Annotated in this window: 24 protein-coding genes; 12 read left to right on the top strand and 12 right to left on the bottom strand. The window is 71.8% G+C overall.

Annotated features, from left to right (window positions below; genetic code table 11):
* Positions 1–29: 29 nt before the first annotated feature.
* The 5 genes from OKJ99_RS01045 to OKJ99_RS01025 all read right to left on the bottom strand — a co-directional run bounded on the left by OKJ99_RS01045 (position 30) and on the right by OKJ99_RS01025 (position 5,597).
* On the bottom strand, positions 30–680 hold the full coding sequence (locus OKJ99_RS01045; RefSeq protein ID WP_326013675.1) for a response regulator transcription factor: 651 nt from the start codon (positions 678–680) through the stop codon (positions 30–32).
* A 31-nt stretch (positions 681–711) separates the two neighbouring features.
* On the bottom strand, positions 712–2,016 hold the full coding sequence (locus tag OKJ99_RS01040) for a sensor histidine kinase (RefSeq protein ID WP_326013674.1): 1,305 nt from the start codon (positions 2,014–2,016) through the stop codon (positions 712–714).
* A gap of 67 nt (positions 2,017–2,083) precedes the next feature.
* Positions 2,084–3,421: an ABC transporter permease gene (locus OKJ99_RS01035; RefSeq protein WP_326013673.1), complete on the bottom strand. Its 1,338-nt coding sequence runs from the start codon at positions 3,419–3,421 to the stop codon at positions 2,084–2,086.
* A 4-nt stretch (positions 3,422–3,425) separates the two neighbouring features.
* Positions 3,426–4,247, bottom strand: coding sequence for an ABC transporter ATP-binding protein (locus OKJ99_RS01030; protein ID WP_326013672.1), 822 nt, complete (start codon positions 4,245–4,247; stop codon positions 3,426–3,428).
* A 144-nt stretch (positions 4,248–4,391) separates the two neighbouring features.
* Entirely contained in the window at positions 4,392–5,597 is a 1,206-nt protein-coding gene (locus tag OKJ99_RS01025) for an MFS transporter (protein ID WP_326013832.1), read from the bottom strand.
* A gap of 347 nt (positions 5,598–5,944) precedes the next feature.
* Between OKJ99_RS01025 and OKJ99_RS01020 the strand changes: the two genes are divergently transcribed.
* The 7 genes from OKJ99_RS01020 (at position 5,945) to OKJ99_RS00990 (ending at position 12,526) form a co-directional block, all read left to right on the top strand.
* Positions 5,945–6,709, top strand: coding sequence for a class I SAM-dependent methyltransferase (locus tag OKJ99_RS01020; protein WP_326013670.1), 765 nt, complete (start codon positions 5,945–5,947; stop codon positions 6,707–6,709).
* Positions 6,706–7,515, top strand: a complete 810-nt coding sequence (locus OKJ99_RS01015) for a Rossmann-like domain-containing protein (protein ID WP_326013669.1) — start codon at positions 6,706–6,708, stop codon at positions 7,513–7,515. Before OKJ99_RS01020 ends, OKJ99_RS01015 begins: the two co-directional genes overlap by 4 nt.
* Before the next feature lie 137 nt (positions 7,516–7,652).
* Positions 7,653–8,537: a GHMP family kinase ATP-binding protein gene (locus OKJ99_RS01010; RefSeq protein ID WP_326013668.1), complete on the top strand. Its 885-nt coding sequence runs from the start codon at positions 7,653–7,655 to the stop codon at positions 8,535–8,537.
* Positions 8,458–9,471 (top strand): pyridoxal-phosphate dependent enzyme, encoded by a 1,014-nt coding sequence (locus tag OKJ99_RS01005; RefSeq protein ID WP_326013667.1) that lies wholly within the window; start codon positions 8,458–8,460, stop codon positions 9,469–9,471. Before OKJ99_RS01010 ends, OKJ99_RS01005 begins: the two co-directional genes overlap by 80 nt.
* Before the next feature lie 49 nt (positions 9,472–9,520).
* Complete coding sequence (locus OKJ99_RS01000; RefSeq protein ID WP_326013666.1) at positions 9,521–10,663, top strand: FecCD family ABC transporter permease; 1,143 nt, start codon at positions 9,521–9,523, stop codon at positions 10,661–10,663.
* Between the two features lies 1 nt (position 10,664).
* Positions 10,665–11,462, top strand: coding sequence for an ABC transporter ATP-binding protein (locus OKJ99_RS00995; RefSeq protein WP_326013665.1), 798 nt, complete (start codon positions 10,665–10,667; stop codon positions 11,460–11,462).
* 44 nt (positions 11,463–11,506) lie between these two features.
* Positions 11,507–12,526 carry an ABC transporter substrate-binding protein gene (locus tag OKJ99_RS00990; protein WP_326013664.1) on the top strand — a complete coding sequence of 340 codons (1,020 nt, stop codon included), beginning with the start codon at positions 11,507–11,509 and terminating at the stop codon, positions 12,524–12,526.
* A 13-nt stretch (positions 12,527–12,539) separates the two neighbouring features.
* Here the strand turns inward: OKJ99_RS00990 and OKJ99_RS00985 are convergent, their stop codons facing one another.
* From OKJ99_RS00985 to OKJ99_RS00970, 4 genes are all read right to left on the bottom strand, one after another.
* Positions 12,540–13,991: a tannase/feruloyl esterase family alpha/beta hydrolase gene (locus OKJ99_RS00985; RefSeq protein ID WP_326013663.1), complete on the bottom strand. Its 1,452-nt coding sequence runs from the start codon at positions 13,989–13,991 to the stop codon at positions 12,540–12,542.
* Between the two features lie 131 nt (positions 13,992–14,122).
* A complete protein-coding gene (locus OKJ99_RS00980; protein ID WP_407700623.1) occupies positions 14,123–15,145 on the bottom strand; it encodes an extracellular catalytic domain type 1 short-chain-length polyhydroxyalkanoate depolymerase in 1,023 nt (340 codons plus the stop codon).
* A gap of 231 nt (positions 15,146–15,376) precedes the next feature.
* Complete coding sequence (locus OKJ99_RS00975; RefSeq protein WP_326013662.1) at positions 15,377–16,054, bottom strand: response regulator transcription factor; 678 nt, start codon at positions 16,052–16,054, stop codon at positions 15,377–15,379.
* Positions 16,051–17,241, bottom strand: coding sequence for a sensor histidine kinase (locus tag OKJ99_RS00970; protein WP_326013661.1), 1,191 nt, complete (start codon positions 17,239–17,241; stop codon positions 16,051–16,053). The genes OKJ99_RS00975 and OKJ99_RS00970 overlap by 4 nt, the downstream gene beginning before the upstream one ends.
* 191 nt (positions 17,242–17,432) lie before the next feature.
* On the opposite strand from OKJ99_RS00970, the gene OKJ99_RS00965 reads away from it, so the two are divergent.
* Together OKJ99_RS00965 and OKJ99_RS00960 are read left to right on the top strand one after the other, a co-directional pair.
* A complete protein-coding gene (locus OKJ99_RS00965; RefSeq protein ID WP_326013660.1) occupies positions 17,433–18,908 on the top strand; it encodes an alpha/beta hydrolase in 1,476 nt (491 codons plus the stop codon).
* Positions 18,909–18,921: 13 nt separating this feature from the next.
* On the top strand, positions 18,922–19,575 hold the full coding sequence (locus OKJ99_RS00960) for a hypothetical protein (protein WP_326013659.1): 654 nt from the start codon (positions 18,922–18,924) through the stop codon (positions 19,573–19,575).
* Between the two features lie 107 nt (positions 19,576–19,682).
* Here the strand turns inward: OKJ99_RS00960 and OKJ99_RS00955 are convergent, their stop codons facing one another.
* Together OKJ99_RS00955 and OKJ99_RS00950 are read right to left on the bottom strand one after the other, a co-directional pair.
* Positions 19,683–20,963 carry a low temperature requirement protein A gene (locus tag OKJ99_RS00955; RefSeq protein WP_326013658.1) on the bottom strand — a complete coding sequence of 427 codons (1,281 nt, stop codon included), beginning with the start codon at positions 20,961–20,963 and terminating at the stop codon, positions 19,683–19,685.
* A gap of 74 nt (positions 20,964–21,037) precedes the next feature.
* Positions 21,038–22,387 (bottom strand): MFS transporter, encoded by a 1,350-nt coding sequence (locus OKJ99_RS00950; RefSeq protein WP_326013657.1) that lies wholly within the window; start codon positions 22,385–22,387, stop codon positions 21,038–21,040.
* 167 nt (positions 22,388–22,554) lie between these two features.
* Here OKJ99_RS00950 and OKJ99_RS00945 point away from each other — a divergent pair, with 167 nt between their 5' ends.
* From OKJ99_RS00945 to OKJ99_RS00935, 3 genes are read left to right on the top strand one after another with little or no spacing between them, the layout of a single operon-like run.
* The gene (locus tag OKJ99_RS00945; RefSeq protein ID WP_326013656.1) at positions 22,555–23,316 is read left to right on the top strand and encodes an IclR family transcriptional regulator; all 762 of its coding nucleotides are present in this window, start codon (positions 22,555–22,557) and stop codon (positions 23,314–23,316) included.
* Positions 23,313–24,518, top strand: coding sequence for a CaiB/BaiF CoA transferase family protein (locus OKJ99_RS00940; protein ID WP_326013654.1), 1,206 nt, complete (start codon positions 23,313–23,315; stop codon positions 24,516–24,518). The genes OKJ99_RS00945 and OKJ99_RS00940 overlap by 4 nt, the downstream gene beginning before the upstream one ends.
* Positions 24,519–25,382, top strand: coding sequence for a citryl-CoA lyase (locus tag OKJ99_RS00935; protein WP_326013652.1), 864 nt, complete (start codon positions 24,519–24,521; stop codon positions 25,380–25,382).
* On the opposite strand, the gene OKJ99_RS00930 is transcribed toward OKJ99_RS00935, so the two are convergent.
* A complete protein-coding gene (locus tag OKJ99_RS00930) occupies positions 25,345–26,364 on the bottom strand; it encodes a LacI family DNA-binding transcriptional regulator (RefSeq protein WP_326013650.1) in 1,020 nt (339 codons plus the stop codon). The genes OKJ99_RS00935 and OKJ99_RS00930 overlap by 38 nt on opposite strands.
* Between the last annotated feature and the right edge of the window lie 237 nt (positions 26,365–26,601).

Here is a 26,601-nt window from a genome sequence, read left to right as displayed (position 1 = left end):
CCGTTCCCGGCATACCGCCCGGTGGGTCCTCACCCCCGGTCCAGATACGCCAGCACCGCGAGCACCCGCCGGTTGTCGTCGTCCGACGGGGTCAGTTCCAGCCTCTGGAAGATGTTGGCGGTGTGCTTGGTCACCGCGCGTTCCGTGACGACGAGTTTCTCGGCGATGGCCGCGTTGGAGCGGCCCTGGGCCATCAGTTCCAGGACCTCGGTCTCCCGGGGCGTGAGGCGGTTCACGGCCCGGTCGCGGGTGGAGTTGCGGGCCAGGAGCTGGGAGATGACCTCGGGGTCCATCGCGGTGCCGCCCCCGGCGACGCGGCGCACGGCGTCGACGAACTGCGCGGCGTCGAACACCCGGTCCTTGAGCAGGTAGCCGGTGCCACCCTTGCCGTCGGCCAGGAGTTCACGCGCGTACAACTGCTCGACGTGCTGCGAGAGGACCAGGATCGGCAGGCCGGGGCGGGCGCGGCGGGCGGCGAGGGCGCAGCGCAGGCCCTCGTCGGTCTGGGTCGGCGGGAGCCTGACGTCGACGACGGCGACCTCCAGGCTCGGCTCCTGGAGCGCGCGGGCGAGGTCGGGCCCGTTGTCCACCGCGGCGAGCACCTCGAAGCCGAACGCCTCCAGCATGCGGACGAGTCCGTCGCGCAGCAGGAAGAGGTCCTCGGCGATCACTACGCGCACGCTGGCTCCCGTGGGGATCTGGGCAATCGGCTCACGCCACGCTACCGGGCGGGAGGAGTCTGCACGGGATCTCCATCGTGACGCTGGTGGGGCCGCCCTCGGGGCTGTGCACGGTGAGGGTGCCGTCGAAGGCGTCGAGGCGGCGTGCGATGCCGCGCAGGCCGGAGCCCTCGGGGTCGGCGCCGCCGCGCCCGTCGTCGGTGACGTCGATGTGCAACACGCCGTCGTGGTGGGCGAGTTCGAGGTGGACGCAGGTGGCCGCGGCGTGCTTGGCGGCGTTCGTCAGCGCCTCGCTCGTCGCGAAGTAGGCGGCGGATTCGACGGCGGCCTCGGGGCGGCCCGGCAGCTGGGTCCGGGGCTCCACGGGGACGGGCATCCGCAGGGCCAGCGCGCGGACGGCGTCGGCGAGGCCGCGTTCGGCGAGGACGGGCGGGTAGATGCCGCGGACGAGCTCGCGCAGCTCCTCCAGCGCCTGGACGGAATCGGCGCGGGCCCGGGCGAGCAGCGCACGGGCGGTCGCCGGGTCGCTCTCCATGAGCGCGTCGACGGTGCCGAGGTGCATGCCCATGGCGACGAGCCGGGCCTGCGCGCCGTCGTGCAGATCGCGCTCGATGCGGCGCAGTTCCGCGGCGGAGGCGTCGACGGCGTCGTGCCGGGTCCGGGCGAGTTCCTCGACGCGGTGCCGCAGCTCGGCGCCGCGCGGGGCGAGCAGCCATCGGGTGAGAGTGAAGTGGACGCGGAGCATCGGCTCCGCCGCGTAGTACCCGGCGACGGCGATGAGGGTGGCGAGTACGGCGGCGGCAAGGGCGGTGGCCTGGCCGCTGACCGGGACGAAGCCGTACCACCACGCTCCCCCGCCGAGGACGCGCCAGAGTCCTGCCGCGACCACGTAGCCCTCGATCGGGTACACGACGAGCGCGGCGGGCAGCAGCGCGGTGGCGAATCCGGCGGTCATGTCGGCGGCCAGCCAGCGCAGGTCCCGCCAGGTCGCCGGGTCGCGCAGCAGCCGCAGACACGCGTCCGGCTGGCCGAGCAGGCCGGGCAGCCGGTCGCCGGGCCGGGGCCGGTACGCGCCCCGCGGGATCGTCACGCCGCACCAGCGCGCCGCGAGCGTGCGCCGTACGTCGACGTGGGAGCGGACGAGCCGCAGCAGCGGCGGGGTGGTGAACAGGCCGACGCCGACCACGGTGCAGGCGATCGAGACGATGCACGCCACCAACAGGGTGAGGGAGCCGGCGAGCGACAGCAGGGACAGCGCGAGGCCGCGGGCCCCGGCCAGCGCCGCTGCCTTGATCCGTGCGATCCGCTCGATCCGTTCGATCCGTGTGACGTGCATGTCGGTGATCCGTCCGCCGCCCCGTAGGCCCGTTCCGCTCCGATTATGCCGGGCCCGCTCCGGCGCCTCAGGCGGCAACCGCCACCGCCTCCACCGCCGGGGCTCGCAGCACCCGCCGTGTCGTGGCGAGGCCGGTGCCGAACGTCGCCGCGACGGCGACGGCCACCGTGGCCAGCCAGATCCACGGCCCCTGCCCCGGCAGCACGCCGTCGGAGCGCACCACGGTGAACGGCACGAGCCCGGCGATCGCCGCGATCGTCCCCGCCACCACGCCGGTGATCGTCAGGACCGCGCTCTCCGCGCCGACCATCGTGAGGACCTGGCCCGGGGTCGCGCCCGCGAGCCGCTGCCCGCCGAACTCGCGGCGCCGGTGGACGGTCGCCGCGTACAGGCTGTTGATCAGCATGATGCAGGCGAAGACGACGATGATGCCGACGACGATCAGGTTGAGCGACGCGAGGTTCTTGTCGTCGACGCTGCGCGCGAGGCCGGAGGCCGCGACCGCGTCGTTCTCCACGGCCTGCATGGAGAGCGTCGCCGTCGCCACGCCGATGAACAGGATCAACGGCATCAGCACGGCGGAGAGGTCCTTGGCACGCTGTCGCAGGTTGTGGACCGTCAAGTACCCGCCGGCGCCGGTCAACGAGGTCAGCGGCCAGGTGAGCGCCGCGAGCACGGTGCGCAGCAGCGCGGGGGCGAACGCGGCGAAACCGATGGAGAGCAGGATCGCGCCGTAGGCAGGGGCCGCCATCAGCGCCGGATCAGTCGTGTCGAACGCGAAGGTGGCGCTCGCCGAGCAGACACCGAGCACGAGCGCCGCCGTCCCGCCGACGGTCCGCAGCCGTCCGCGCGGCTTTCGCTCGCCGGCCTGCTGCCGGGTGGCGCGGCGCACCGCGAGGAACGCGGCACCGGCCGACGCCAGCACCGTCACCGCGGCGCCGCTGCCCGCCGCGACCGCCCCGAACACCGGGTCGACACCGTGCGCGACCTGTCCGGTGTCCTGGAAGGCACCCACCAGCGCGCGCCCGCCGAGCACCGCGGGACCGATGGCGAGCAGCGACGCGACGACCCCGATCAGGGCCGCCTCGCCGACGACCATGCGCTTGATCTGCGCGGGCGTCGCTCCACAGCTGCGCAGCAGGGACAGTTCCGCGGCGCGCTGGCGTACGTTCACGGTCAGCGTGGAGGCGATCGCGAAGAACACCAGGAGCGTGCCGTACCCGCCGACCACGCTGGCGGACGTGGTCAGGGTCGAGGCGCTGGTGTCGTCGACGCCTGCCTGGGCGGCGGTGTCGTAGAGCGAGTCGAAGGACATCACGATGACCGCGCCGAGGAACGCGGACAGTAGTGTCGCGGCGAACCGTCCGGGGCGGTGCCGCACGGACCGCAGGGCCAGGGAGAACATGCGCTCACACCTCCATCACGGTGTGCGGCGCGGCGTTGGCCGCGGTGGTCGTACGGTCCCCGAGGTGCGCGAGCCGTTCGGCGACGGCGTCCACGCTCGGGGCGTCCAGGCGCCCGACGAGCCGACCGTCCGCGAGGAACAGCACCGTGTCGGCGTACGAGGCGGCCACCGGGTCGTGCGTGACCATCACGACGGTGCGGCCGTGCAGCCGCGCCGCCTCCCGCAGCAGGGTGAGGACCTCCCGCGCGCTGCGGGTGTCGAGCGCGCCGGTCGGCTCGTCGGCGAAGACCACGGCCGGTTCGGCGACCAGCGCGCGGGCGATCGCGACGCGCTGCCGCTGCCCGCCGGACAGTTCGGCGGGCCGATGCGCGAGACGCTCCGCGAGCCCCACCTGCCGCAGCATCTCGTGCACCCGCGCGCGGTCGACGCGCCGCCCGGCGAGTCGCAGCGGCAGGGTGGTGTTCTGCTCCGCGGTGAGGGTGTCCAGAAGGTTGTACTGCTGGAACACGAAACCGATCCGTGTGCGCCGGAACTTGGTGAGTGCCGCTTCGGTGCCGCCGGTCAGCTCTTCCCCGTCGACCGTGACGGTCCCGCCGTCCGGCCGGTCGAGCCCGGCCGCGCACTGCAGCAGGGTCGACTTGCCGGAGCCGGACGGCCCCATGACCGCGGTGAAACTCCCGGCGGGCAGGCTCAGCGACACCTCGTCCAGCGCGGTCACCGCGGCCTCGTCCGTCCCGTACACCTTGCGCACCCGGTCGAGCCTCAGTGCCTCAGCGCTACGTGCTGGTCGAGCCTTCCTGCGCGCACGACTCGTACGACCGAACATCGTCGGCACCTCCACGTCATCACGTGGGGCACCTCTTGTGCCCCGGTTACGACGCTATGGAGTGACTGGCGCGGACACATGGGGCGCAGTGCCCGTCCGTGGGGTGGAGTTTCCTACACCTGGGGGCGGGGGTTTCCCACTGAGCTACACACCAGGGCTGCCGGGCGGCGTCGGTGTACGTGTGAAGTGCCGCGCCGTCGGGGCGAGGGCGGCCGCCGCCGGGGCCAGGAAGCAGATCAACGCGCAGGTGAGCAGGACCGGTTGGGCGCCGAAGGTGGTGATGGCGGGTGCGATGAGGGCGAGGCCGAGCGGGGCCAGGCCGTAGGAGAGCAGGAAGTCGAGGGAGGAGACGCGGGCGAGTTTGTCGGGGGCGATCTCGCGCTGCGTGGCCGTGAACCAGGGGACATTGAACAGTTCGATGCCCAGTCCGGCCACCGTGTAGGCGGCGACGATCACCGCGGGGTGCACCGGCAGTGTCAGGCTGAGCGGGGCGAGACCGTAGACCGCCAGCCCCGCGAGCGCCGACCAGCCCTGGGAGCGCGGGCGCCAGCGGGCGATGACCAGGGCGCCGGCGAGGGCGCCGACGGCGTACGCGGTGGTGGCCGCGGCGAGCACCGCCTCGGTGTCGTAGCGGTCGCGGCTGATCAACGGCAGGGCCACCCCCGTGGCGGAGTAGCCGGTGGCGATGACGGCGGTGAGGGCGCCGAGGCCGGCGACGAACCACGGGTGGCGGCGGGCCTCCTGCACGCCCTCCATGAACTCGCGGCGGAACGAAGCCCGTTGGGGTGTCCGCGACTCGGCATCGGCTCCTGCCGGGAGTGTCTTCGCGCCACGGCCCGGTACGAGCGCGGCCACCAGCCAGAGCGCTCCGATGCCCAGGAGCAGGGCCTTGATGTCGAGCACGGCGGCGAGCAGCGCGGCGAGCGACGGGCCCATCAGCGTGCTCGCGCGGACCGCCAACGTCATGGCGGCATTGGCCTGTTGGCGTCGTGCGGGCTCGACGACCTCCGCCGCGAGCGCCTGGAACGCCGGACGGCACGCCCCCTGTCCGGCGCCCGCGAGCAGCGCGGCACCGGCCATCAGGAGCAGGGAGCGCCCCAGGCCCGCGGCCAGCAGGGGCGCGGACACGGCCGCGGCCAGGGCGGACCACAGCACCACGGCGCGGCGCGAGTGGCGGTCGGCCAGGACTCCGCCGATGGCGACCGCGCCGAGGAAACCGGCGGTGCGGGCCGCCAGGGCGAGGCCGAGGCCCGCCGCCGTGAGGTCGCGTTCGAGTACGGCGAGCCCGAGGACGAACGGCAGGGCCCAGGTGGCGAGCCCGGACGCGGTGGTGCCGGTCCACAGGCGCAGGAAGGCGGGGTCGAGCAGGACGGGGCGCGGGCTCGGCGGCCCGGTGGTGGCGGGGTCCTGAGTTGGCGAGATGGTCACGGTTGGCGACTCCTACGGGTCGGCGATCAGTGGGGATCGGCGGGAAACGTCGGGTGTTTTCGTCCAACAGGCGGGCGATCGAGCGGCATTGACCCGCCTCGCGCAGGTCTGGTGCCGGGCCGGATGCAGGCCGGATGTCGGACCCGGACTAGCTTAGTGAAAACGATTGTCGTTACAGTACCTCTCGGATGCCACCGCCCCACACCGGGGTGTCGGCTCCCGTGCTTCCCCCTGCCCGCCACCGCGAACACCCCTGAGGAGCAAGCCCCTTGCGCCGCACCGCCACCGGAGCCGCACTGCTCGACCAGCTGCCGCCCCCGCTCCCCGCCGAGCAGATCATCGCCCTAAATCAACCCAAAGCGGACCTGCACACCTCCCGTACGTACGAGTGGAACGGCTGGACCTTCGATGTGCCGCCGGGTGTCTTCCTGCCGGGCTGGACGAGCCGCATGATCCACGAGTGGCTGCTCGACGGCCGCATCGAGGTCAAGGGCCGCCGCTACGCCGCCATGGGCGCGGGACTCGGCGTCGAGACCGTCACCGCCGGGGTGCGCGGCGCCGACGCGATCTACGCCATCGATGTGCACGAGGAGAGCGTCGTCGCCGCCGCACGGCACTACGAACGGCTGGCGGGCCGGAGCGCGGACAGCGCGTTCATCCCGGTCGTCGGCGACCTCTTCGACGGTCTGCCCGCCGGAGTGCGGCTGGACGTCGTCACGTTCAATCCGCCCGCCGTCAGCCAGGCCGTCAGTGACGATCCCCACGTCGTACGGAACACGTGCGTCGGCGCTCCCCTGCTCGAGCGGTTCTTCGCCCAGCTCGCCGACCGTGACCTGCTCGCGCCCGGAGGCGAGGTGTTCGTCATCGCCTCCAACACCGCGGATCTGCACACCATCGTGCGGCACGCCCTGGACCACGGGTTCGAGCCTGAGATCGCCCATCTGCACGACTGGCAGGACGGCGTCCTCACCTTCCTGTTCCGCCTGACCCGCACCACCGAATCGACCCGGACCACCGAAGGGGCCCCCGCGTGAAGCACACCGACGAGCTGTTCGCCGCGGCACTCGGCGGCGAACTCGGCCCCGCCCCCTCGACGTTGACGGCCACCAGCGTGTTCTGGATCCACCACGGCACCCGGCTCGCGGGTGGCGACGTGACGTATCTCAACCAGTACGTACTCGTCCGGCTCGGCGGCTCCTTCGGCGGCTGCGCCTTCGAGGCGGGCGAGATCGGGCCCGAGCTGTGCCGGGAGGCCTCCGGCAGCCCCCTCGACACCCTGCTCCGGGAGGGGCCGCGCCCGCTGCGGATCGCCGCCCTCGACGCGTATCTCGCCGAGCTGCGACCGCATCGCGAGGCGACCGACGCCGAGCCCGTGACACTTCCCGCGGGCCCGCCCGAAGTGCGCGCCGTCGCCCGGGACACCGCCATCGCCGGCCTCCTCGACCTCCCGGCGGGCGCCCGCGTCGGTCTCGTCGGGGTCGTCAACCCGCTGGTCGCGGCGATCCGGGAGCGCGGTGGCGTACCGCTCCCCTGCGATTTCAACCTGCGCACCACCCAGTGGGGCGACGAGGTCACCGACGACATGCACCAGGTCCTCGACACCGCCGACGCGGTGGTCGCCACCGGCATGACACTCGGTAACGGCAGCTTCGACACCATCCTGGAGCGCTGCCGCGCCCGCGCCGTCCCGCTGATCGTCTACGCGCAGTCCGGCAGCGCCGTCGCCCGCGCCTTCCTCGGGGACGGGGTGACGGCGCTGTCCGCGGAGCCCTTCCCGTTCTCGCAGTTCAGCGCCGACCCGAGCACCCTGTACCGCTACCGTGCCGCGAGCGGCTCGTGACGGCTGGAACCCGCCGGGCCGCCCCCGGTGCCGTCCGCACCGGCACCGGGTACGCGCCGTGTCACCACGGTGAGATCCTCCAAGGTGTCTTCCGCGACGAACACGGGCGATGTCGCCCGGGCCTCGTCACACTCCCGATGAACGAGCCCGGCACCCATGCCCGGTTCACCCCCGGGCCCGGCGCGCTCACCGTCGTCCCCGCCGACCGCACGAAGGCGCTGCGCGCCGCCACCCTCACCGTCGAGGAGTGTGCCGCGCGGTGTGAACGGGAGCCGTGCGGCGGCGCGTTGACACTTGTCGGCGACATTCCCGTCGGTCTCGGCATGGGCAGTTCGACCAGCGACGTGCTCGCCGCGGTACGGGCCGTGGCCGACGCCTTCGGACTGTGCCTCGCCCCCTCCGTGGTGACCCGGATCGCCCTGAGCGCCGAGCTGGCCTGCGACCCACTGATGCTCGACGGCCGCCCACGCCTGTTCGCCCAGCGGCACGGCCGGGTCCTCGAAGTGCTCGGCGACGCGCTGCCCCCGGTGGTCGTCGTGGGCTGCACGCTGGCCGGCGGCACCCCGGTCGACACCCTCGGTCTGCCCGCACCCACCTGCGCCGACAGCGACGTCGACGCCTACGAGACACTGCGCGCCCGGCTGCGCCGCGCCGTGCGTGAACGCGACCCCGCCCTGCTCGGAAGCGTCGCCACGGCCAGCGCCCGCCGCGGCCAACTGCGCCTCGGGCACGCCGGGTTCGACACGCTCACCGCCCTCGCGGACCGCGCGGGGGCCGTCGGCGTACAGATCGCGCACAGCGGCTCCGTCGCCGGAGTCCTCTTCGACCCGGCGGCCCCCGGGACCAGGCACCGCATCCGTCGCTGCGCGCAGGACCTGGAGCGTGAGGGCCTGCCCGTCACCCGGACCTTCACGACCTTCCCCACCCCTGAGGAGTTCGCCCATGGAGCAGCACATCGCCGAGGCGATCGGCCGACCGGACCTGATACGCCTCGACGACCGGCTCGTCTGCCTGCGCTTTGAGACCATGAAGGTGGTATCCGCCCTCACGGCCGTCGAGCACCTGCTCGCCACCGGCGCGGTACGCCGCGGCGACACCCTCCTCGACAGCTCCAGCGGCATCTACGCCTACGCACTCGCGCTGGCCTGCCACCGGCACGGCATGCGCTGCCACATCGTCGGCTCCACCACCGTCGATCACACGCTGCGCACCCAACTCGCCCTACTTGGAGCGACGTTGGAGCAGATGGAGCCGTGCGCCGACCTCAAGCTGGATCAGAAGCGGCGGGTCGCCCGGATCCAGGAGATCCTCGCCGAGCACCCCGACTACCACTGGATGCGCCAGTACCACGACGACATCCACTATCTCGGCTACCGCGCGGTCGCCGACCACGTACGCGAGCAACTCGGCGCGAGCGAGCCGCTCACGGTCGTCGGCGGCGTCGGGTCCGGTGTCTCGACCGGGGCGCTCGCCCGCTATCTGCGGGAGTCGGGCGGCGATGTCCGCCTCGTGGGTGTGCAGCCCTTCGGCAGCATCACCTTCGGCAGCGAACACGTCGCCGACCCGGACATCATCATCGCCGGGATCGGCAGCTCCATCCCCTTCGGTAACGTCCGCCACGCGTCGTACGACGTCGTCCACTGGGTCTCGTTCGACGCCGCGCTCGCGGGCAGCGTCGACCTGCTGCGCCGCCACGCCGTCTTCGCGGGCCTGTCCACGGGAGCCGGGCACCTGACGGCCGGCTGGGAACGGGCCCAGGACCCGGGGCGCACCGTGCTGTTCATCGCCGCCGACACCGGCCACCGGTACGTGGACAGTGTGTTCGCCCGCCATCACGAGGCCGCCCGCGTGGCGGATCTCGCCCCCCGCCCCGTCACATCCCTCGACGAACTCGCCCTGCCCTGGTGCCGGATGAGCTGGGCGGGGGCGGACGCGCCCGCCGCCGCGGTGGCGTAGCCGAGCGCCGACCCCGACGACCGTTCCTCTCGATGGAAAGGGTGGCCGCATGCCCCCGCCCCTCACCGCCCCGCCGACGAAGCGGTCCGGCGCTTCCCCGCCGGACCCGGCCACCGGCAGCCCGGAGCCGACCCCCGGCAAGAAGAGGCTCCTTGCCACCCTCCCCGGCCTCCTCCTGACCTGCGCGGTTCTCGGCGTGCTGCTCGTCGTCTCCGTCGTCGTCGCCATCGGCCTCGGAGCCGCCGTGGTCACCCCGGGCGAGACCGCCCACTACCTGTGGGCCGCGCTGACCGGCGGGACGATCCGGGCCGACGAGGTCACCACGTACCAGATCATCTGGCAGATCCGCACACCCCGGGTCCTGCTCGCCGCGCTGGTCGGCGCCGGGCTGAGCGCGATCGGCGTCGCCGTCCAGGCCATGGTGCGCAACGCACTCGCCGACCCGTTCGTCCTCGGTGTCTCGTCCGGCGCCTCGGTCGGAGCGGTCACCGTCACGGTCACCGGAGGCCTCGCCGCGCTCGGCATCTACGCGGTGTCGGCGGGGGCGTTCCTCGGCGCGCTGGCCGCGTCCGTCCTCGTCTACGTGGCCTCCGCGCGCCGCGGCGCGCTCTCGCCACTGCGCCTCGTCCTGACCGGCGTGGCCCTGTCGTTCGGCTTCCAGGCGCTGATGAGCGTCATCGTCTACCTCGCCCCCGACAGCGAGGCCACCAGCACCGTCCTGCACTGGACGCTCGGCGGCTTCGGCGCCGCCACCTGGGGTGTGCTGCCCCTCGTGACCGCCGTCGTGGTGGTCGGCATGGTCGTCCTGCACCGGCACGCCCGCGCACTCGACCTCCTCGCGCTCGGCGACGAGACAGCCACGAGCCTGGGCATCGACCCCGACCGACACCGCAAGGCGCTGCTCCTCCTGGTGTCACTCGTCACCGGTGTCCTGGTCTCGGTCAGCGGCGCCATCGCCTTCGTCGGCCTGGTGCTTCCGCATCTGGTGCGCATGGTCGTCGGAGCCACCCACGCCCGGGTGCTGACCGTCGCGCCGCTCGCCGGAGCCGTGTTCATGGTCTGGGTCGACCTGGTCTCCCGCACCCTGGCAGCCCCGCGTGAACTGCCCCTCGGTGTCATCACCGCGCTCGTCGGCGTGCCGGTCTTCATCACGTTGATGCGCCGCAACGGCTATGTGTTCGGGGGGCGTTGAGATGGATCTGCGCCTTGACGGCCTCTCGGTCGTCACCGACGGCAAGAGCCTGGTGCGCGACCTGTCCCTCGACGTGCCCGAGGGCCACGTCGTGGGTCTCGTCGGCCCCAACGGCAGCGGGAAGTCCACCGCGCTGCGCTGCGTCTACCGGGCCCTGCGTCCCACCTCGGGGGCCGTACGGGTGGGTGGTGACGACCTGTCCCGCCTGACACTGCGGCGCGGCGCGCAGCTGATCGCGGCCATGACCCAGGACGGCGCCGTCGACCTCGACTTCACCGTCGAGGAGGCCGTCGCCCTCGGCCGCGCGCCCCACCTGCGCGGCAACCAGCGCCTGAGCCGGCGGGAACGCGAGGTGTGCGCCGCGACCATGGAACGCCTCGGCATCCGCCACCTCTCCGACCGGGGAGTCCTGACCCTGTCCGGCGGCGAACGCCAACGCGTCCTGGTCGCCCGCGCGCTCGTCCAGGACCCCGAGATCCTGGTCCTGGACGAACCGACCAACCACCTCGACGTACGCCACCAGGTACAACTCCTCGCCCTGCTACGGGAGTCGGGGCTCACCGTCCTGATCGTCCTGCACGACCTCAATCTCGCGGCGGCCGCCTGCGACCGGATCGGCGTGCTTTCACAGGGACGCCTGGTGACTGCCGGGACACCGAAGGACGTCCTCACGCCCGAGCTCGTCCGGGACGTGTTCGGGGTGGAGGCCAGCGTCGTCCCGCATCCGCTGACCGGCGACCCCCAGCTGCTCTACTCGCTCACCTCCACCGCCACCTCCATCCCTTCCCCGGCCCCCTGACACACCCACTCGCCACTCGCCACACTCCGAAAGGTGCACCACACATGCCGCAACTCCTCCCGCCCCGCGCCTCGTTCCGCAGACGGGCCGCCCTGAGCACCGCCGTGGCCGCCGCCTTCCTGACCACCGCCTGCGGCGCCTCCGTGGAACCCGACTCCAAGACGGCCACCGCCGAGAAGACCACCGTGAAGCGATGCGGCGAGAGCGTCGCGTACACGAAGCCGAAGCGCGCCGTCGCCTACGAGGGCGGCAGCGCCGACAAACTCTTCAGCCTGGGCCTGACCGACCGGGTGCTCGGCTACGTCATGCCGCCCGCGAACCCGCCGGTCGAGGAGTCCCCCTGGGCGAAGGAGTACGCGAAGGTCAAGAAGCTCAGCGACGACCTGCTCAACAAGGAGATCGTGGTCGACGCCAAGGCCGACTTCGTGGTCGCGGGCTGGAACTCCGGTTTCAGCGACCAGCGGGGCATCACCCCCGCGATCCTCGACAAGCTGGGCGTGCAGAGCTTCATGCACACCGAGAGCTGCTTCAACTACCCCAAGCACCCACAGACGTTGACACCCTTCAATGCTCTCTACTCCGACCTCGACCGACTCGGCAGGATCTTCGGTGTGGAGGAGCGTGCGAAGGACGTCGTCGGCGACCTCAAGCAGCGCGTTCGGGCCGTCGAGGCGAAGGCCCCCAAGGGCGAGCGCGTGCCGGTCTTCCTCTACGACTCGGGCACGGACCAGCCGTTCACGGCGGGCGCCCAGGTGCCACCCACGGACATCATCAAGAGCGCCGGAGGCCGCAACGTCTTCGCCGACGTCGATCAGCGCTGGACCCAGGTCAACTGGGAGGCCGTCGCCACCAGTCGGCCCGAGGTCGTCATCGTCCTGGACTACGGTGACCAACCCGCCAAGAAGAAGATCGACTTCCTGAAGAGTTCGCCGCACACGAGGGACCTTCCCGCGGTCAAGAAGGACAACTTCTTCGTCCTCGACTACAACGAGGGCATCAGCGGACCGCGCAACATCGACGGCCTGGAGAAGTTCGGCACGTATCTGCGCGACCTGAAGGGCTGAAGTTCGGGGGGTGCTACTCCAACGGGCAACTGGTGAGCAGCGTCGCACTGTCCGCTGCGGCCGGGCGCCGGACGGTGTGGTCGGCCGGGGGCCGCCCCTTTCCGGCGCCCCACTCCTCCATGGCCTCGAAGGCCGAGCGATAGCACGGCACGATGGGGCGGAGTTCGTCGGGGAAGGTGTCGACGAGGGAGTCGACGTGGGTGCCGTCCTCGATGCGGTAGTAGCGCAGGAGCGCGCCGCGTCCGGACTCCCGCACCATCTTCGCGTAGACGTCGGAGTCCTTGCTGATGGGCAGCAGGACGTCGAGGGTGCCCTGGAGTGTGATCAGAGGTTTTCCGATACGTCCCGTCAACGCGATGCGGTCGACGGCCTGTTGGACTGCCTTGGGCCGGTCCGCGTAGTCGTAGTCGGCGTCGCAGGCGGGGGTTCCCGGGGCACAGTAGGGGGTGCCGGCGTCGGTCGCGCCGTCGTAGTCCGGGTCGAGTTCCTCGCGGTAGATGCGCTGGGTCAGATCCCAGTAGACCTTGTGGTGGTAGGGCCACAGGAACTCGGAATCTTCCGGGTATCCGGCCTGGTGCATGGCCTGTTGTGCGGTGTCGGCGCCCTCGCCCCCGGCGGCGTACGTCGGATAGTTCCTCAGGGCCGGGGGCAGGAAGGTGAGCAGGTTGGGGCCCTTTGTGCGCCAGAGCGTGCCTTCCCAGTCGACTCCGCCGTCGTAGAGCTCGGGGTGGTTCTCCAGTTGCCAGCGCACGAGGTAGCCGCCGTTGGACATGCCGGTGGCGAGGGTGCGGGCGGGTGCGCGGTGGTAGCGCTGGGCGACAACTGCCTTGGCGGCGCGGGTGAGTTGGGTGACGCGGTCGTTCCACTCGGCGATGGCGTCGCCCGGCTTGTGGCCGTCGCGGTAGAAGCTCAGGCCGGTGTTGCCCTTGTCGGTGGCGGCGTACGCGTAGCCGCGCTTGAGGACCCAGTCGGCGATGGCGCGGTCGTTGGCGTACTGCTCGCGGTTGGCCGGTGTGCCGGCGACGACGAGCCCGCCGTTCCAGCGGTCGGGCAGCCGGATCACGAACTGGGCGTCGTGGTTCCACCCGTGGTTGGTGTTCGTGGTGGAGGTGTCGGGGAAGTAGCCGTCGATCTGGATGCCGGGGACGCCGGTGGGGGTGGGCAGGTCCTTGGGGGTGAGGCCGTTGTAGTCGGCCGGGTCCGTGTGTCCGGACTGGACCGTACCCGCCGTGGTCAACTCGTCGAGGCAGTCTGCCTGTTGGCGCTCCGCACCGGGTACGTGGAGTGGGGCACGGGCGGCGCAGTGGCCACCGGGGGCTGCCGCCGCGTCGGCCGCGGGTACGGTCGCGGCGGACGCGAGAACGAGTGAACAAGCCCCCACGAGCGAGAGCGCCGCGCATGCGGTGCGTCTGCGGGGTGGGGTGGTTTGCGTTTGCGTTTGCGTTTGCGTGCGGGCCGGGGGCATCCGTTCCTCCAAGTGACGTGGTGCGGACGAGCCGGAGGCTAGAGCCTGCGTGGGCGCCCCGGACATGTGTGGGCCCGCCATGACGTCGGCGTCGACAAGGGCGCCGGACACCATGGCGGGCCGGTGATTGCTTACCCCGCGAGGCCGAAGAACTTGCTGATCCAGTGGCTGGAGCAGATCGAGTCCAGGAAGTACGGGGCGCCGGTGCTGCCGCACTGTTCGGCCCCGGTTCCCGGGTCGACGGGGGTGCCGTGGTTGATGCCGGGCACCTTGTCGACCTCGACGGCCACCGTCCCGTCGGACGTCGCGTAGGTGTCCTGCTGGGTGGCGTTCGGGCCGATGCTGCCGGTCTTCGTCGGCGTCTGGCCCACGCCGTGCAACTCCGTCCACTGGTCGCGGAGTTCGGTGCCGTTGCGCGGTGCGACGGTGGTGTCCTTGTCGCCGTACCAGATGGCGACGCGCGGCCAGGGGCCGGAGTGCGACGGGTTGGCGTCACGCACCAGCTTCGCCCACTCGCTCGGGCTCTTGTCCACGCCCGGGCTCATGCAGGAGTACGCGCTGACGACATCCTTCGCGCACCCGGAGGGTAGGCCCGCGACGATCGCCCCGGCGGAGAACACGTCCGGGTAGGCGGCCAGCATGGCCGAGGTCATGGCACCGCCGGCGGACAGGCCCGTCACGAACACCCTCTTGGGGTCGCCGCCGTAGGACGAGACCGCGTGGTCGGCCATCTGCTTGATCGACAGCGCCTCACCCTGGCCACGTTGGACATCGCCGGGCTGGAACCAGTTGAAGCACTTGTTCAGGTTGTTCGACGACGTCGTCTCCGCGAGCACGAGCACGGACTTGTCACGGTCGGCCATCTCGGGCAGGCCCGAGTTGTCGGCGTACGTCTGGGCGTTCTGCGTGCATCCGTGCAGCGCGACCACCACGGGCGCGCCCGCCGGCAGTGACGCCGGCTTGTAGACGTACATCTTCAACCCACCGGGATTTGAACCGAAGTTGCTGACCGGCATGAGGCTCACCGCGGCGCTCGCCGAGGATGCGGGACCGACGAGAACGGACGCGAGCACGAGCGAGGCGACGGCGGCGAGGCCGGCCGCCCATCGGCTCCACCGTCTCCGTTGCCGCGCATGTTGTGGGGGCACTGACATGCGGAACGCTCCTTGATTCGACACACGCCCGGCGCCTTGGGGTCGCCGGCGCGGCGGTGTGCGCTGTGTGCGGCGCTGTGCCGTGCCGGAAGCACCGGGCGTGTTCGGAACCGTAGGGTCGGGGCCGTGTCCGGCCTATGGTCCCGGGCACCACAGGCGGACGTACCGTGTTCGGCGCCGCACGGATTGCGCGGTGCACGGCGCGTCTGCTACGCGCTCGCGCAGCGCCCGTCAGTGCTCCGCGTCGCGGACCAGGAGGGCGATCTGGACCCGGTTCTCGACCCCCAACTTGGCGAACAAGCTGCTGGTGTGCGCTTTGACGGTCCCGACGCTGATGCGCAGCCGCTCGGCGATCTGCGGATTGCCGAGCCCGTCCGCGATGGCCCTGGCGGTGTCGAGTTCGCGTGCGGTCAGCGCGGACAGCCGTTTCCGTGCCGCCTCGCGTGAGGTGTCGCGGGAGTGGGCGGAGTGCGGTGCGGTGGCTGCCGCGATGACCCGTGCCGTGGCCGCCGGGGACAGCACGGGGTGGCCGTCCGCGACGGTGCGCACCGCGTCGACGAGCTGCGCCGGCCTGGTGTCCTTGAGGACGAATCCGAGGGCTCCCGAGCGCAGCGCGCCCAGCACCAGTTCGTCGGAGTCGAAGGTGGTCAGCATGAGCACCCGCGGAGGTGCCGGTCGGCCGAGCAGTTCCCGGGTCGTGCTGAGGCCGTCGCGTCCCGGCATCCGTACGTCCATCAGCACGACGTCAGGACGCAGCTCTTCGGCGGCCGCGAGCGCGCTCTCCGCGTCGGCGGCCTCCGCGACGACGGTCAGGTCGGGTTCGCCTTCGATCACGAGCCGCAGTGCCATCCGGACGAGTTCCTCGTCGTCGACGATGAGGACGCGCACTGACTCCTGGCGGCTGTTCACTCGTGCCCTCTTTCGCCGTGGTGCTTCGCGTGCGGCCAGGGTAGGTGTGCCGTGAGGACGTATCCGTGGTCGGGCGTGGGGTGGTGGTCGAGTTCGCCGCCGGCGAGGGTGATGCGTTCGCCGAGGCCGAGCAGGCCGTATCCCGAGCGCGGTGGTGGTTCGATGCCGGTGGTGGGCCGGGAGTTGTGGACGCTGACGTGCAGTGTGTCGCCTGCCGTTCCGTCCAGCGTGATGTGCACACGGGCACCCGGGGCGTGTTTCGCGGCGTTGGTGAGTCCTTCTTGGACGAAGCGGTAGCAGGTGCGTCCCAGGGCGTCGGGCGGGTCGCCCGTCACGGTGGTGGAGCAGGTGACATCCACTCCGGACGAGCGGGCGTCGGCCACGAGTTCCGGGATGCCTTCGAGGGAGGGCTGCGGTGGTTCCGGTCCCGCCGGGTCGGCGCGGAGCACCCCGAGTACGTCACGTAGTTCCTCGAGTGCCTGTCGGGAGCCGTCGGCGATGCCGCGGACCAGCGTGCGGTTCTCCTCCGCCGGGAGGTCGCCGCGGTGGTCCAGGGCTCCGGCCTGCATGGCGACCAGGGAGATCCGGTGCGCGAGCACGTCGTGCATCTCGCGGGCGATCCGGTTGCGTTCCACCGCCCGTACCTGGGCCACGCGGGCGGCGTGTTCGCGCTCCATGCTGTGTGCCCGGTCCCGCAGGGACCGTACTTCGACGCGCCGCGAGCCGATGGCCATGCCCACGGCCACCGCGATCCCCGCGGCCAGCGCCGGGAGCACGATCTGTAGCCACCACGAGTCCTGCGGCGTCCGGATCGCGTAGACCCGGCCGGTGAACTGGGCCACGGTCACGTAGGCGAGTACGACGGCCCCGATCTCCCTCGGACGGCGGCGGGCGGCGAGCGAGGCCAGCGCCCACAGCGCCGCTCCGGCGGCGGCCGCCGAGACGGTCCCGGCAACGACAACCGTGAGGGCGACCGCGACGGGGAAGCGCCGTCGCCACAGCAGCACGGCCAGACATCCGAGGGCCACCAGCGGATCGCCGACGAGGAACCACGCCCCCGTCCCGTCGCCCTGCCAGTGCACCGCCACACCGGTGTAGAGCCAGGCGACCACGCCCACGGCCGCTGCCGCCAGCAGCCGCCAGGTCTGCTGCCACGCTCCGGGGCGTGGCGAGATGTCCGTGTTCACCCGGCAATTATCGCGAGGGCCCCCGGCCGGTACGTCCGACCTGAGGCGGGTGCGCCTATGCCCCAGGTCCAAGGCGGTCCGAGCCGCCGGGCCGATGTGCGGGCCACGCCCGGCGGTCAGAGTCGTTCACACGCCGTGCCGGCCGGGTCCGCCGGGCGCTCTCCCCATGCCACCCATCAGGAGGAAAGCTCATGCGCAGAACGCCCCTGTCCCTCGCCCTCACCCTCGCCCTCCTCGCGGTCACGGCGACAGCGACCGCGACAACCGGAGCGTCGGCGACGACGCCGGACACCGGGCTGCGGAATGCGGGATCCCCGCGCTGGGGCGCGTGCCCGCAGCCGGAATCGTCACCGCGCCTCGAATGCTCGACGCTCCAAGTCCCCCTGGACTACGGCGAACCCGACGGCCGGCGGATCGAGATCGCGATCTCCCGCCTAGCGAGCGACAAACCCTCCAAGCGCCGCGGCGTCCTGTTCCTCAACCCCGGCGGCCCCGGCGGCGAAGGACTCGCCTACCCGGCCCTGCTCGCGCGTTCGCTGCCGCAGGGCGTGCTCGACTCCTACGACGTGATCGGCTTCGACCCACGAGGCGTCGGCCGGAGCACACCCGTGACCTGCGACCTGACACCACAGCAGCGCCAACGCGGCAACTTCCCTCGGTACGCGCACACCGCGGCCGACGTCCTGCGGGAGACGAAGCACGCGCGGACCGTCGCCCGCCAGTGCGCCGACTCGCGCACATCGTGGATGCTGCCGCACATCACCACCGCGAACACGGCGCGCGACATGGACCGCGTCCGGGCGGCGCTGGGCGCGCCGAAGCTGTCCTACCTCGGTCACTCCTACGGCACCCATCTCGGCGCGGTGTACACGACGCTGTTCCCCGAGCGCAGCGACCGGATCGTGCTCGACAGCAACCTGGGCCCCGGCGGCTACGACCGCACCGCCTTCCGGATGCTGGGCCGTGGCATGCGGGACCGGTTCCCGGACTTCGCCGTGTTCGCCGCCGCGCACCCCGCGTACGGTCTCGGCGGCACGCCGCGGCAGGTGACCGCCACGTTCTTCCGGCTCGCGAAGCGGCTGGACGCGGACCCGGTCGACGGCATCGACGGGACGGCGTTTCGCGGGTTGACCTTCGACCGCCTCTACAGCGACGCCCTCATGCCCGCGCTGGCCGAGGCCTGGCAGTCGCTCGACCAGGGCGAGCCGCTGCCGCCCAGTCCGTCGATTTCGGAGAACTCCATGGCCGGCTGGCTCCACGTGCTCTGCAATGACACGTCCTGGCCGAGGAAGGTCGGTGACTACCAGCGCGACGCGGCGCTCGACCGTCTCAAGTACCCCATGGTGGGCGGGTCCACAGGGAGCATCGGGCCGTGCGCGTTCTGGCCGGACGAGCCCGCCGAGCCACCGGTACGGATCACCGACCAGGGCCCCGCGAACGTCCTCATGGCACAGAACGAACGGGATCCCGGGACGCCGCTGGCCGGGGCCAGGAAGCTGCGCCAGGCCTTCGGCGAGCGGGCCACGATGGTGACGGTCGATCAGGGCGGCCACGGTGTCTATCCGTTCGGCCGCAACACGTGCGCGAACGACACGGTGACCGCGTTCCTGACCACCGGACAGCGCCCGCCGCGGGACCTCGCGTGCGCGGCCGAGCCGGCCAAGTGACGGGGGTGCGCACATGATGCGGGAGTGGCGGCGGCGCCGAGCGGTGCGGCGCGTGGAGCCGGGCGACGGGCGTCCGCTGAAGCGATTCCGTTGGTGGCAGGTTCCGTTCCGGGCTCTGTTCCACCTGCGGCTGACACACACCGACGGGCGGCATGAGGTGTACTCCGTCGACGTCCGACACGGCCAGAACCAGTCGTCCGGCAACGTCAGGGCCCGCCTCTACCTCGGCGGCAGGCTCCACTCGCAGTCCCGGCTCCCCGCCGTCCTGCCCGTCCCCGGCGGCGTCGTCGAGGTCCGGATGAGCGGCTTCGGTCTCAAGCGCTGCCACTACGTCACCGATGACGGGGCCGAGCACCAACTCACCCCGGACCCCGCCTCGGCCGAGGGCCGCCGGGCGCGCCTCGACCGGTCACACCCCGCGCTGAGCCGGTGCGTCGCGACCTTCTCGGCAATCGTCCTCGTCGCAGCGGTGGCCGTCCTCGTGCCGCAACTCGTCGAACAGCTCACGGCACCGGCCGCGATCGCGCAGCACACCGGCCGGTTCCACTCCCCCGTCGACCTGCCGAAGTGGGCCAACATCGCGATCGGACTCGCCACGGCGGCGGCCAGCACGGAGCGTGCCCTGCGGTTGCGGTACAGCCGGCTGCTCGACGGGGCGGCGGGGTGAAGCGCAGGGCTCCCGCCGCCGGGCCCAGGCAGGCCCGCCGGCGTCTCCTTACGCCTCGCGGGGACACCGCGCCGCGCCCGCCGGGCCGTCTCCCCGCCAACGCCCCCTCACACCCCACCGATCCGTTCCAACATCCGCTGCTGGTGACGGTGTCCGATGGTCTCGTAGCCGACAACCGTGACGAACGGCGCGAGCATCACCACGAGCAGGCAGACCGCGACGGACACCCCGGCCGCGACAAGCACCACCGCGGCCGTCAGCACCAACACGGTGAGCGCGATCAACAGCAGGTGGAAGCGGTCCCCCGCGGACACCAGCAACGTGTGCAAGAGGTAGACCATGAGGAGGTAGAGGCCGACCGGCAGAGCCAGGGCGAGGACCACCGCGGTGCCGGAGACCTCCGCATGGTGCTCCATGTACAGGCCTGCCACGTGCAGCCCAGCACCGGATCCGGCGATGCCGATGAACAAGGGGATGTGACCGTAGCCGAAGAGGTATCCCCGGCCGCGGCGGTGCGCCAGGATGTCACCGAACGGCGTGGCGAAGTACACCCACCACATGCCGAAGGTCAGCCCCACCCCGGCGATGACCACGGCGACCGCGTTCCAGGTCCAGTGCGTGCCGTCGCCACCGCCCAGGAGGTCGCCCGAGGAGGCGACCGTGCCGACGACGCCCTCGCCAAGAGTGATGATCGCGAAGAGACCGTAGCGCTCGGCGACATGGTGCGGATGCCAGGGCGTGCCGCCCGCCGAGCCCTGGGTCAGCACCGGGAGGACCAGTTCGAGTACACCCAGGACCACGAACGCGACGAGGACGCCGCCGAGGGGCATGTGGACGAAGGCCACCACGATCCAGCAGACCTGGGCGATCACCGTCCAGCGGATGTTGGCCAGCCCCACGTCACGGAAGTCGGGCGACTCTCGAACGGCACGTCCCCACTGGAACACCATTGCGATGCGCATCACCACGTAGCCGATGACCATGGCCCGCAGTTCGAGGTGACCGCCCTCCTCCACGGAGTGGAACATCGCGGGCAGCCCCAGCGCGAACACGACGACGCCCATCATCTGAACCATCGTCAGGGCGCGGTAGAGCCAGTCGTCGGTGGCGAACGCGGAAGCGAACCAGGAGAAGCTGATCCACGCGACGCTGATCGCGAACATCGCCAGCACGAACGCGGCGGTCGCCTCCCCGGCGCGTCCCTGGGCGAGCATCTCGGCGAACTGGGACGCAGCCGTGCCCACCGCGACCACGAAGGTCAGGTCGAACAGCAGCTCCAGCGGTGACGACACCCGCCCGCGCTCGTCCGGGTCGCGGCCGGTCATCGGCACCAGGCGCCGCCGCAGCGCACGCGTGCCATGGGTACTGGTGGGCCGGGGATCATTCATGTGCGACATCTTTTCCGACATCTCCGGGGTGTGCCAGCACCGTGAGGTTCACGTCCGCCAGATCCAGGCCCGGCTCACCCCGACATCGGCGCCGGGGCAGCGGCCCGCTCAGCAGAGTCCGTCACCGGTCGGGTTTCCTTGGCCAGGAACACCGTGCCCGCCGTGAGGCCGCTCATCAGGGCGATGAAGACGACGACGCCGGCGACGCTGTGGTCGAACCAGAGCAGCAGCGCCGTGGCGAGCATCGGGGCGAGTCCGCCGGTCAGGACGGTGCCGATGTTGTTGGCGACGCCGACCGCGCTGAACCGGACCTTCGTGTCGAAGAGTTCGGCGAAGAAGGCGGGCTGCGAGCCGAGGATCGCGGACTGGCCGATGCCGAGCGTGACGAGCAGCGCGACCCAGATGAGCGCGGTGCTGCCGCCCTCGACGATCCAGAAGAACGGCCATGCCGCGAGCAGCAGTACCAGCGCCCCGCCGATCGACACGCCCCGCCGTCCGACGCGGTCGGAGAGCGCGCCGAACGCGGGCACCGTCACCAGTTTCACCGCCGCCGCGATCGAGATCCCGCTGAGCAGCGCGGCGGTCGACAGGCCCCGGTCCTCTGCGTAGGCGACGGAGAAGGTGCCGAAGATGTAGTAGCCGGCGTTCTCGGCGGCGCCCGCGCCGATGACGATCATCATCTCCTTGGGGTAGCGCCGCCAGGCCTCCACGAACCGGGTGCGGGCGAGGCGTTGGCGCCAGGTGCCGGTCCGTTCCCGGGGAGCGGGTGCGCCGCTCTCCTTGAACTCGGCGGTCTCGTCGAGGGACCTGCGCACCCACAGGCCGAACAGGGTGAGCACCGCGCTGAGCAGGAACGGGATGCGCCAGCCCCAGGCCAGGAACGCGTCGTCGCTGAGCAGCCCGGTGCACAGTGCGAAGACGCCGGTGGACAGCAGAGTGCCGGTGCCCGTGCCGATGGCGGGCAGCGAGGTGAGCAGCCCGCGCCATTTCGGCGGGGCGTTCTCGAAGAGGATGATCAGCGCGCCGGTCTTCTCGCCGCCCGCGGCGAACCCTTGCACGAAGCGCAGCAGCGTAAGGAGCACCGGTGCGGCCACGCCGATCTGCCCGTAGGTCGGCAGCAGCCCGATGGCGGTGGTGGCCAGGCCCATCAGGAGCAGTGTCGCCACGAGGACCTTCTTGCGGCCCTGGGTGTCTCCCTTCTCACCGAAGTAGGCGCCGCCGAGCGGGCGGGCGAGGAAGCCGATGGCGAAGGTGCCGTAGGCGAGGATCGTGCCGACGAGCGGGTCGCTGTCGGGGAAGTACACCTTGTTGAAGACCAGGGACGCCGCGGTGCCGTAGAGCGCGAAGTCGTACCACTCGACGGTCGTCCCGAAGACGGCCGCGACCGCCACCCTCGGCTGCACCAGCCGCCTTCTGCTTGCCACTTGACTCATGGGACTCCCTCGTCGCCGAACGTCCGGCACGGACGAGAATCACCGGCGTACCGCCTGGTGGTTCTCTTGTGCCGCTGAATGGTTCGGTGATGTTATGGAGGGGCCCACCCCGTGACAAGGGGTCGGCGCCGACCTGTTCTGTTTCCGGGAGGAGACCCATGCCCGAGTCCGAAGCGGGGGGTGTGCGCAGCGTGCAGCGCGCGGTCGACCTGCTCGCCCTGTACGACGCCGAGCACCCGGCCCGCACCGTCCGCGAGCTGGTCGACGAGACGGGACTCGCCAAGTCCACCGTCGTCCGCCTCGTGCACACCCTGGAGCAGTGCGGCCTCCTGTGGAGCCGCGGCGACGGCCGCACGGTGCCGGGTCCCGGACTGCTGCGCTGGGCCGAACTGGCCACCTCCACCTGGCAGTTGCCGGAAGCCGCGCTCGCCCTGATGAAGCGGCTGAGCGAGGCCAGCAGCGGCGAGGCCGTGCACCTGTACGTGCGTCAGCAGGGCGCCCGCGTCTGCATCGCCCGGCAGGAAGGCACCCGCACCCTGCGGCACGTGGTCCGCGTCGGCGAAGAGATGCCGCTGTGGTCCGGCGCCGCCAGCCATGTCCTGCTCTCCCGCGCCGACCGCGCCGACGTCGAGGCCGTCGCGGCCGGGGCGCCGCACGAGGACTGGCCCGCGCTGCTGTGGGAGAGGGCGCAGCGGGCCGCGGTGGCGGGCTGGGCGGCCAGTGACGGGGAGCGCGAGGCGGGTGTGTCCGGTGTCGCCGCGCCCGTCTTCGACCCGTCCGGGCGCGTCGTCGCCGCGCTCGCGCTGGGCGGGCCCACCACCCGCTTCACCGAGGAGACCGTCGCCGACTTCGGGAAGCTCCTGATCGATGCCGCCACCGCACTCACCGCCCTCGACTGCATCGGAGGCACCGCCCGATGAGTACGCCACTGCTGGAGGGCATCCGCGTCCTCGATCTCACCAACGTCCTCGCCGGACCCTTCGCGGGCTACCAGCTCGCCCTCCAGGGCGCCGATGTCGTCAAGGTCGAGATGCCCGAATCCGGCGATCTGGCACGGCAGTTGGGCGCCGACCGCGCACTCAGCGAGGACCTGCTCGGCGCGTCGTTCCTCGCGCAGAACGCCGGCAAACGCTCCCTCACCCTCAACCTCAAGGAACCGGCGGGCAAGGAGGCCCTGCTCCGCGCCGTGCGCGACGCGGATGTCCTCGTGGAGAACTTCCGGCCCGGCGTGATGGACCGTCTCGGTGTCGGCTGGGACGTGCTCAAAGGCGAGAACCCGGGCCTCGTCTACTGCGCCATCTCCGGCTTCGGGCAGACGGGACCGATGCGCCACCGCCCCGCGTACGACCAGATCGTGCAGGGCCTCAGCGGCATGATGAGCGTCACCGGCACTCCTGATGTCACACCGCTGCGGGCCGGATTCCCGGTCGCGGACACCCTGGGTGGCATGGCGGCGGCGTACGCGATCGCGGCCGCGCTCGTGCGCCGGGCGCGGACGGGTGAGGGCGCCCTCCTCGACGTGTCGATGCTGGAATCCGCGCTGACCGCGATGGGCTGGGTCACCTCCAACTACCTGATCACCGGCCGCAGTCCGGAGCCCATGGGCAACGAGAACTTCACCGCGGCGCCCTCCGGTACCTTCGCGACCGCCGAAGGACACCTCAACATCGCCGCGAACCGTCAGCAGCAGTTCGCGACACTGTGCCGCCTCATCGACCGCGCAGACCTGCTGTCCGACCCGCGCTTCGCGCACCCCGCCGACCGCAAGACACACCGCGACGCCCTGCGCACCGAGGTCGAGGCCGGTCTCGCGCTGCGGACCGCCAAGGAGTGGGAGGAGATCCTCTCCGACGCGGGTGTCCCCGCGGCCCGCGTGCTGTCCGTCCCGGACGCGCTCGGCCTGGAACAGCTGGCGGCCCGCGGCTTCGTCCACCACCTCCCCTTCCCCGACGGCCGCGACCGGCCCCTCCAGGTACTGGGCAGCGCGATCCAGGTGGACGGCGAGCCGGTCGGCCCGGGCGGCCCGCCCCCGCGGCTCGGCGAACACACCGACACGGTCCTGGCCGAACTCGGTTACGGAGAGCGGGAGATCGAGGAACTGCGCACAAAGGGAGCGGTGTGAATGAGCGAGTCACCCATACCTGAAGGCCTGATCGAGCAGGACCGGGTCACGGACTGGTGGTCCACCGCCGTGAGCCGTATCCGCCCCGGTGAGATCCTGCTCCGCGGCTACCCGGTGGAACAGCTCATCGGCCACATCACCTTCGCCGAGCAGATCTGGCTGATGCTGCGCGGCCAACTCCCCACCCCCGCACAGGGAAAGCTCCTGGAGGCCGCCCTCGTCGCCGCCGTCGACCACGGCCCGCAGGCCCCCTCCATCGCCGCCGCACGGATGGCCGCCACCTGCGGAGTCGGCCTCAACAGCGCGGTCGCCACGGGCGCGGGACTGCTCGGCGACACCCACGGCGGGGCGGGCCAGCAGTGCATGGAGGTCCTGGAACGGATCGCAGCGGGGGCCCAACCCGCGGACGTGGTCGCGGAGTTCAGGTCACGCAAGGCGTACGTGCCCGGGTTCGGGCACCGCTTCCACCCGCACGACCCGCGCCGCGATCCCCTGCTGGCGCTGGTGCAGGAGGCGGTCGACGCGGGGGAAGTGCCGGGCCGCGCACTGGCCGCCGGCCTCGCCCTGGAGGAGGAACTGGCCAGCGGGCGCACCCGCCCCGTCCCGATGAACATCGACGGGGCGACCGCCATCATCTACGCCGAGCTGGGCTTCCCCGCCGAGCTGGGACGCGGCCTGTTCGTACTCTCCCGCAGCGTCGGCATCCTCGCGCACGCCTGGGAGGAGCACGAGACCGGCTCCCGGATCAAGGGCCCTTTGCCCAGGCCTCTGTTGGCCGGGTACCACGGTGCGGCGCCGCGCGACCTGGCGCCCGCCCCCGCCCCCCTCAGCGCCCCGGCGACACCGTCGACGCCCGAGGGATGAACCGCAGCGGCAGCTCACGGTGCGGAGCAGGGTCGGCGTCCGGGTCCGCGATCAGCTCCGTGACCAGGCCGCCGGCCACCGTGCCCAGGCTCACCGGGTCCTGGGCGACGGTGGTCAGGCCGGCCCACTCCGCCACCGGGTGGTCGTCGAAGCCCGACACGGAGAGCTGGTCGGGGACCTGGATCCGGGCCTCGCGCAGGGCCGTGAGCAGGTCGAGCGCGAGTTCGTCGGTCTCGGCGAAGACCGCGGTGGGCGGGTCGGACAGGGTCGTCAGGTCCCCGATGGCCTCCAGTGCCGCGCGCCGTCCGTGCGGCACCTCGCGGACGAGGGCTGGTTCGGTCCCCGCCTCGGCCAGGGCCTGGAGGCAGCCGGTCCTGCGCTGCCGCGAACTGTAAGTGAAGCCGTCGCTGCGGCGGCCGCAGAGATACGCGATGCGGCGGTGGCCGAGGGTGAGCAGGTGTCGGGTGGCGGTGCGGCCGCCCGCGACGTCGTCCACGTACACGCTCGGCCGGCCCTCGACCTTGCGGCTGACGTACACGACCGGCATGCCGAGGCCGTCGAGCCGCGCCGTCTCCTCCTCGGTGAGGTCGAAGCTGAGCACCATCAGCGCGTCGGCGTTGCGCCGGGCCGGGAGCCGCTCGAAGAAGGCCTTGCGCTCGGCCAGTTCGGCGACGGGATAGATCAGCAGGTCGAGGCCGGCGCCGCTCAGCTGCGTACTCAGGCCCTGCAACACGCAGCCGACGAACCACGAGGAGAGCGTGGGGGCCAGCACCGCGACGTTTCCCGTGCGCCCCGTGACCAGCGAGGAGGCCTGCCGGGACACCACGAACTCCAGGTCCCTGGCCGCCTGTTCGACACGCAGGCGAGCCTCGGGAGAGACCGTGGACATACCCCGCAGGGTGCGCGAGACGGTGGAGACCGACACCCCGGCCCGCTCGGCCACATCGGCCATCGTCGGGTATCGCTGGTCGGGTATCGGCATGGCGGGAACGTAGCACGGCCCTGACACGCTCCGACAGGAGCGTGACAGCGTTATCTCGCATGTGGGAGCACTGCCGGACACCATCCCGATCCGCGGGTTTCCGCAGCATGTTCACGAGAGTACGCATCGAGCTCCGTGCCGTGCAGACCCATTGACGCCCTCGGTCGGCACTGCCTAGCGTGCAAGCGTTCTCAGGAAGTTGTCAGCGACGGGTCAGCCGCCACTTCGGCAGGAGCA

It is taken from the genome of Streptomyces endophyticus (assembly GCF_035798155.1).
In the GTDB taxonomy this organism is placed as follows: Bacteria; Actinomycetota; Actinomycetes; order Streptomycetales; family Streptomycetaceae; genus Streptomyces; species Streptomyces endophyticus.
This window is presented reverse-complemented; position numbering and strand designations above follow the sequence as displayed.

Bases quoted from the DNA above. Each gene is read 5' to 3' on its own strand.
- OKJ99_RS01040 (WP_326013674.1), bottom strand. From the start codon at position 2,016: ATGCACGTCACACGGATCGAACGGATCGAGCGGATCGCACGGATCAAG.
- OKJ99_RS01035 (WP_326013673.1), bottom strand. From the start codon at position 3,421: ATGTTCTCCCTGGCCCTGCGGTCCGTGCGGCACCGCCCCGGACGGTTC.
- OKJ99_RS01030 (WP_326013672.1), bottom strand. From the start codon at position 4,247: ATGTTCGGTCGTACGAGTCGTGCGCGCAGGAAGGCTCGACCAGCACGT.
- OKJ99_RS01010 (WP_326013668.1), top strand. From the start codon at position 7,653: ATGAACGAGCCCGGCACCCATGCCCGGTTCACCCCCGGGCCCGGCGCG.
- OKJ99_RS01005 (WP_326013667.1), top strand. From the start codon at position 8,458: ATGGAGCAGCACATCGCCGAGGCGATCGGCCGACCGGACCTGATACGC.
- OKJ99_RS01000 (WP_326013666.1), top strand. From the start codon at position 9,521: ATGCCCCCGCCCCTCACCGCCCCGCCGACGAAGCGGTCCGGCGCTTCC.
- OKJ99_RS00995 (WP_326013665.1), top strand. From the start codon at position 10,665: ATGGATCTGCGCCTTGACGGCCTCTCGGTCGTCACCGACGGCAAGAGC.
- OKJ99_RS00990 (WP_326013664.1), top strand. From the start codon at position 11,507: ATGCCGCAACTCCTCCCGCCCCGCGCCTCGTTCCGCAGACGGGCCGCC.
- OKJ99_RS00985 (WP_326013663.1), bottom strand. From the start codon at position 13,991: ATGCCCCCGGCCCGCACGCAAACGCAAACGCAAACGCAAACCACCCCA.
- OKJ99_RS00980 (WP_407700623.1), bottom strand. From the start codon at position 15,145: ATGTCAGTGCCCCCACAACATGCGCGGCAACGGAGACGGTGGAGCCGA.
- OKJ99_RS00965 (WP_326013660.1), top strand. From the start codon at position 17,433: ATGCGCAGAACGCCCCTGTCCCTCGCCCTCACCCTCGCCCTCCTCGCG.
- OKJ99_RS00960 (WP_326013659.1), top strand. From the start codon at position 18,922: ATGATGCGGGAGTGGCGGCGGCGCCGAGCGGTGCGGCGCGTGGAGCCG.
- OKJ99_RS00955 (WP_326013658.1), bottom strand. From the start codon at position 20,963: ATGAATGATCCCCGGCCCACCAGTACCCATGGCACGCGTGCGCTGCGG.
- OKJ99_RS00945 (WP_326013656.1), top strand. From the start codon at position 22,555: ATGCCCGAGTCCGAAGCGGGGGGTGTGCGCAGCGTGCAGCGCGCGGTC.
- OKJ99_RS00940 (WP_326013654.1), top strand. From the start codon at position 23,313: ATGAGTACGCCACTGCTGGAGGGCATCCGCGTCCTCGATCTCACCAAC.
- OKJ99_RS00935 (WP_326013652.1), top strand. From the start codon at position 24,519: ATGAGCGAGTCACCCATACCTGAAGGCCTGATCGAGCAGGACCGGGTC.
- OKJ99_RS00930 (WP_326013650.1), bottom strand. From the start codon at position 26,364: ATGCCGATACCCGACCAGCGATACCCGACGATGGCCGATGTGGCCGAG.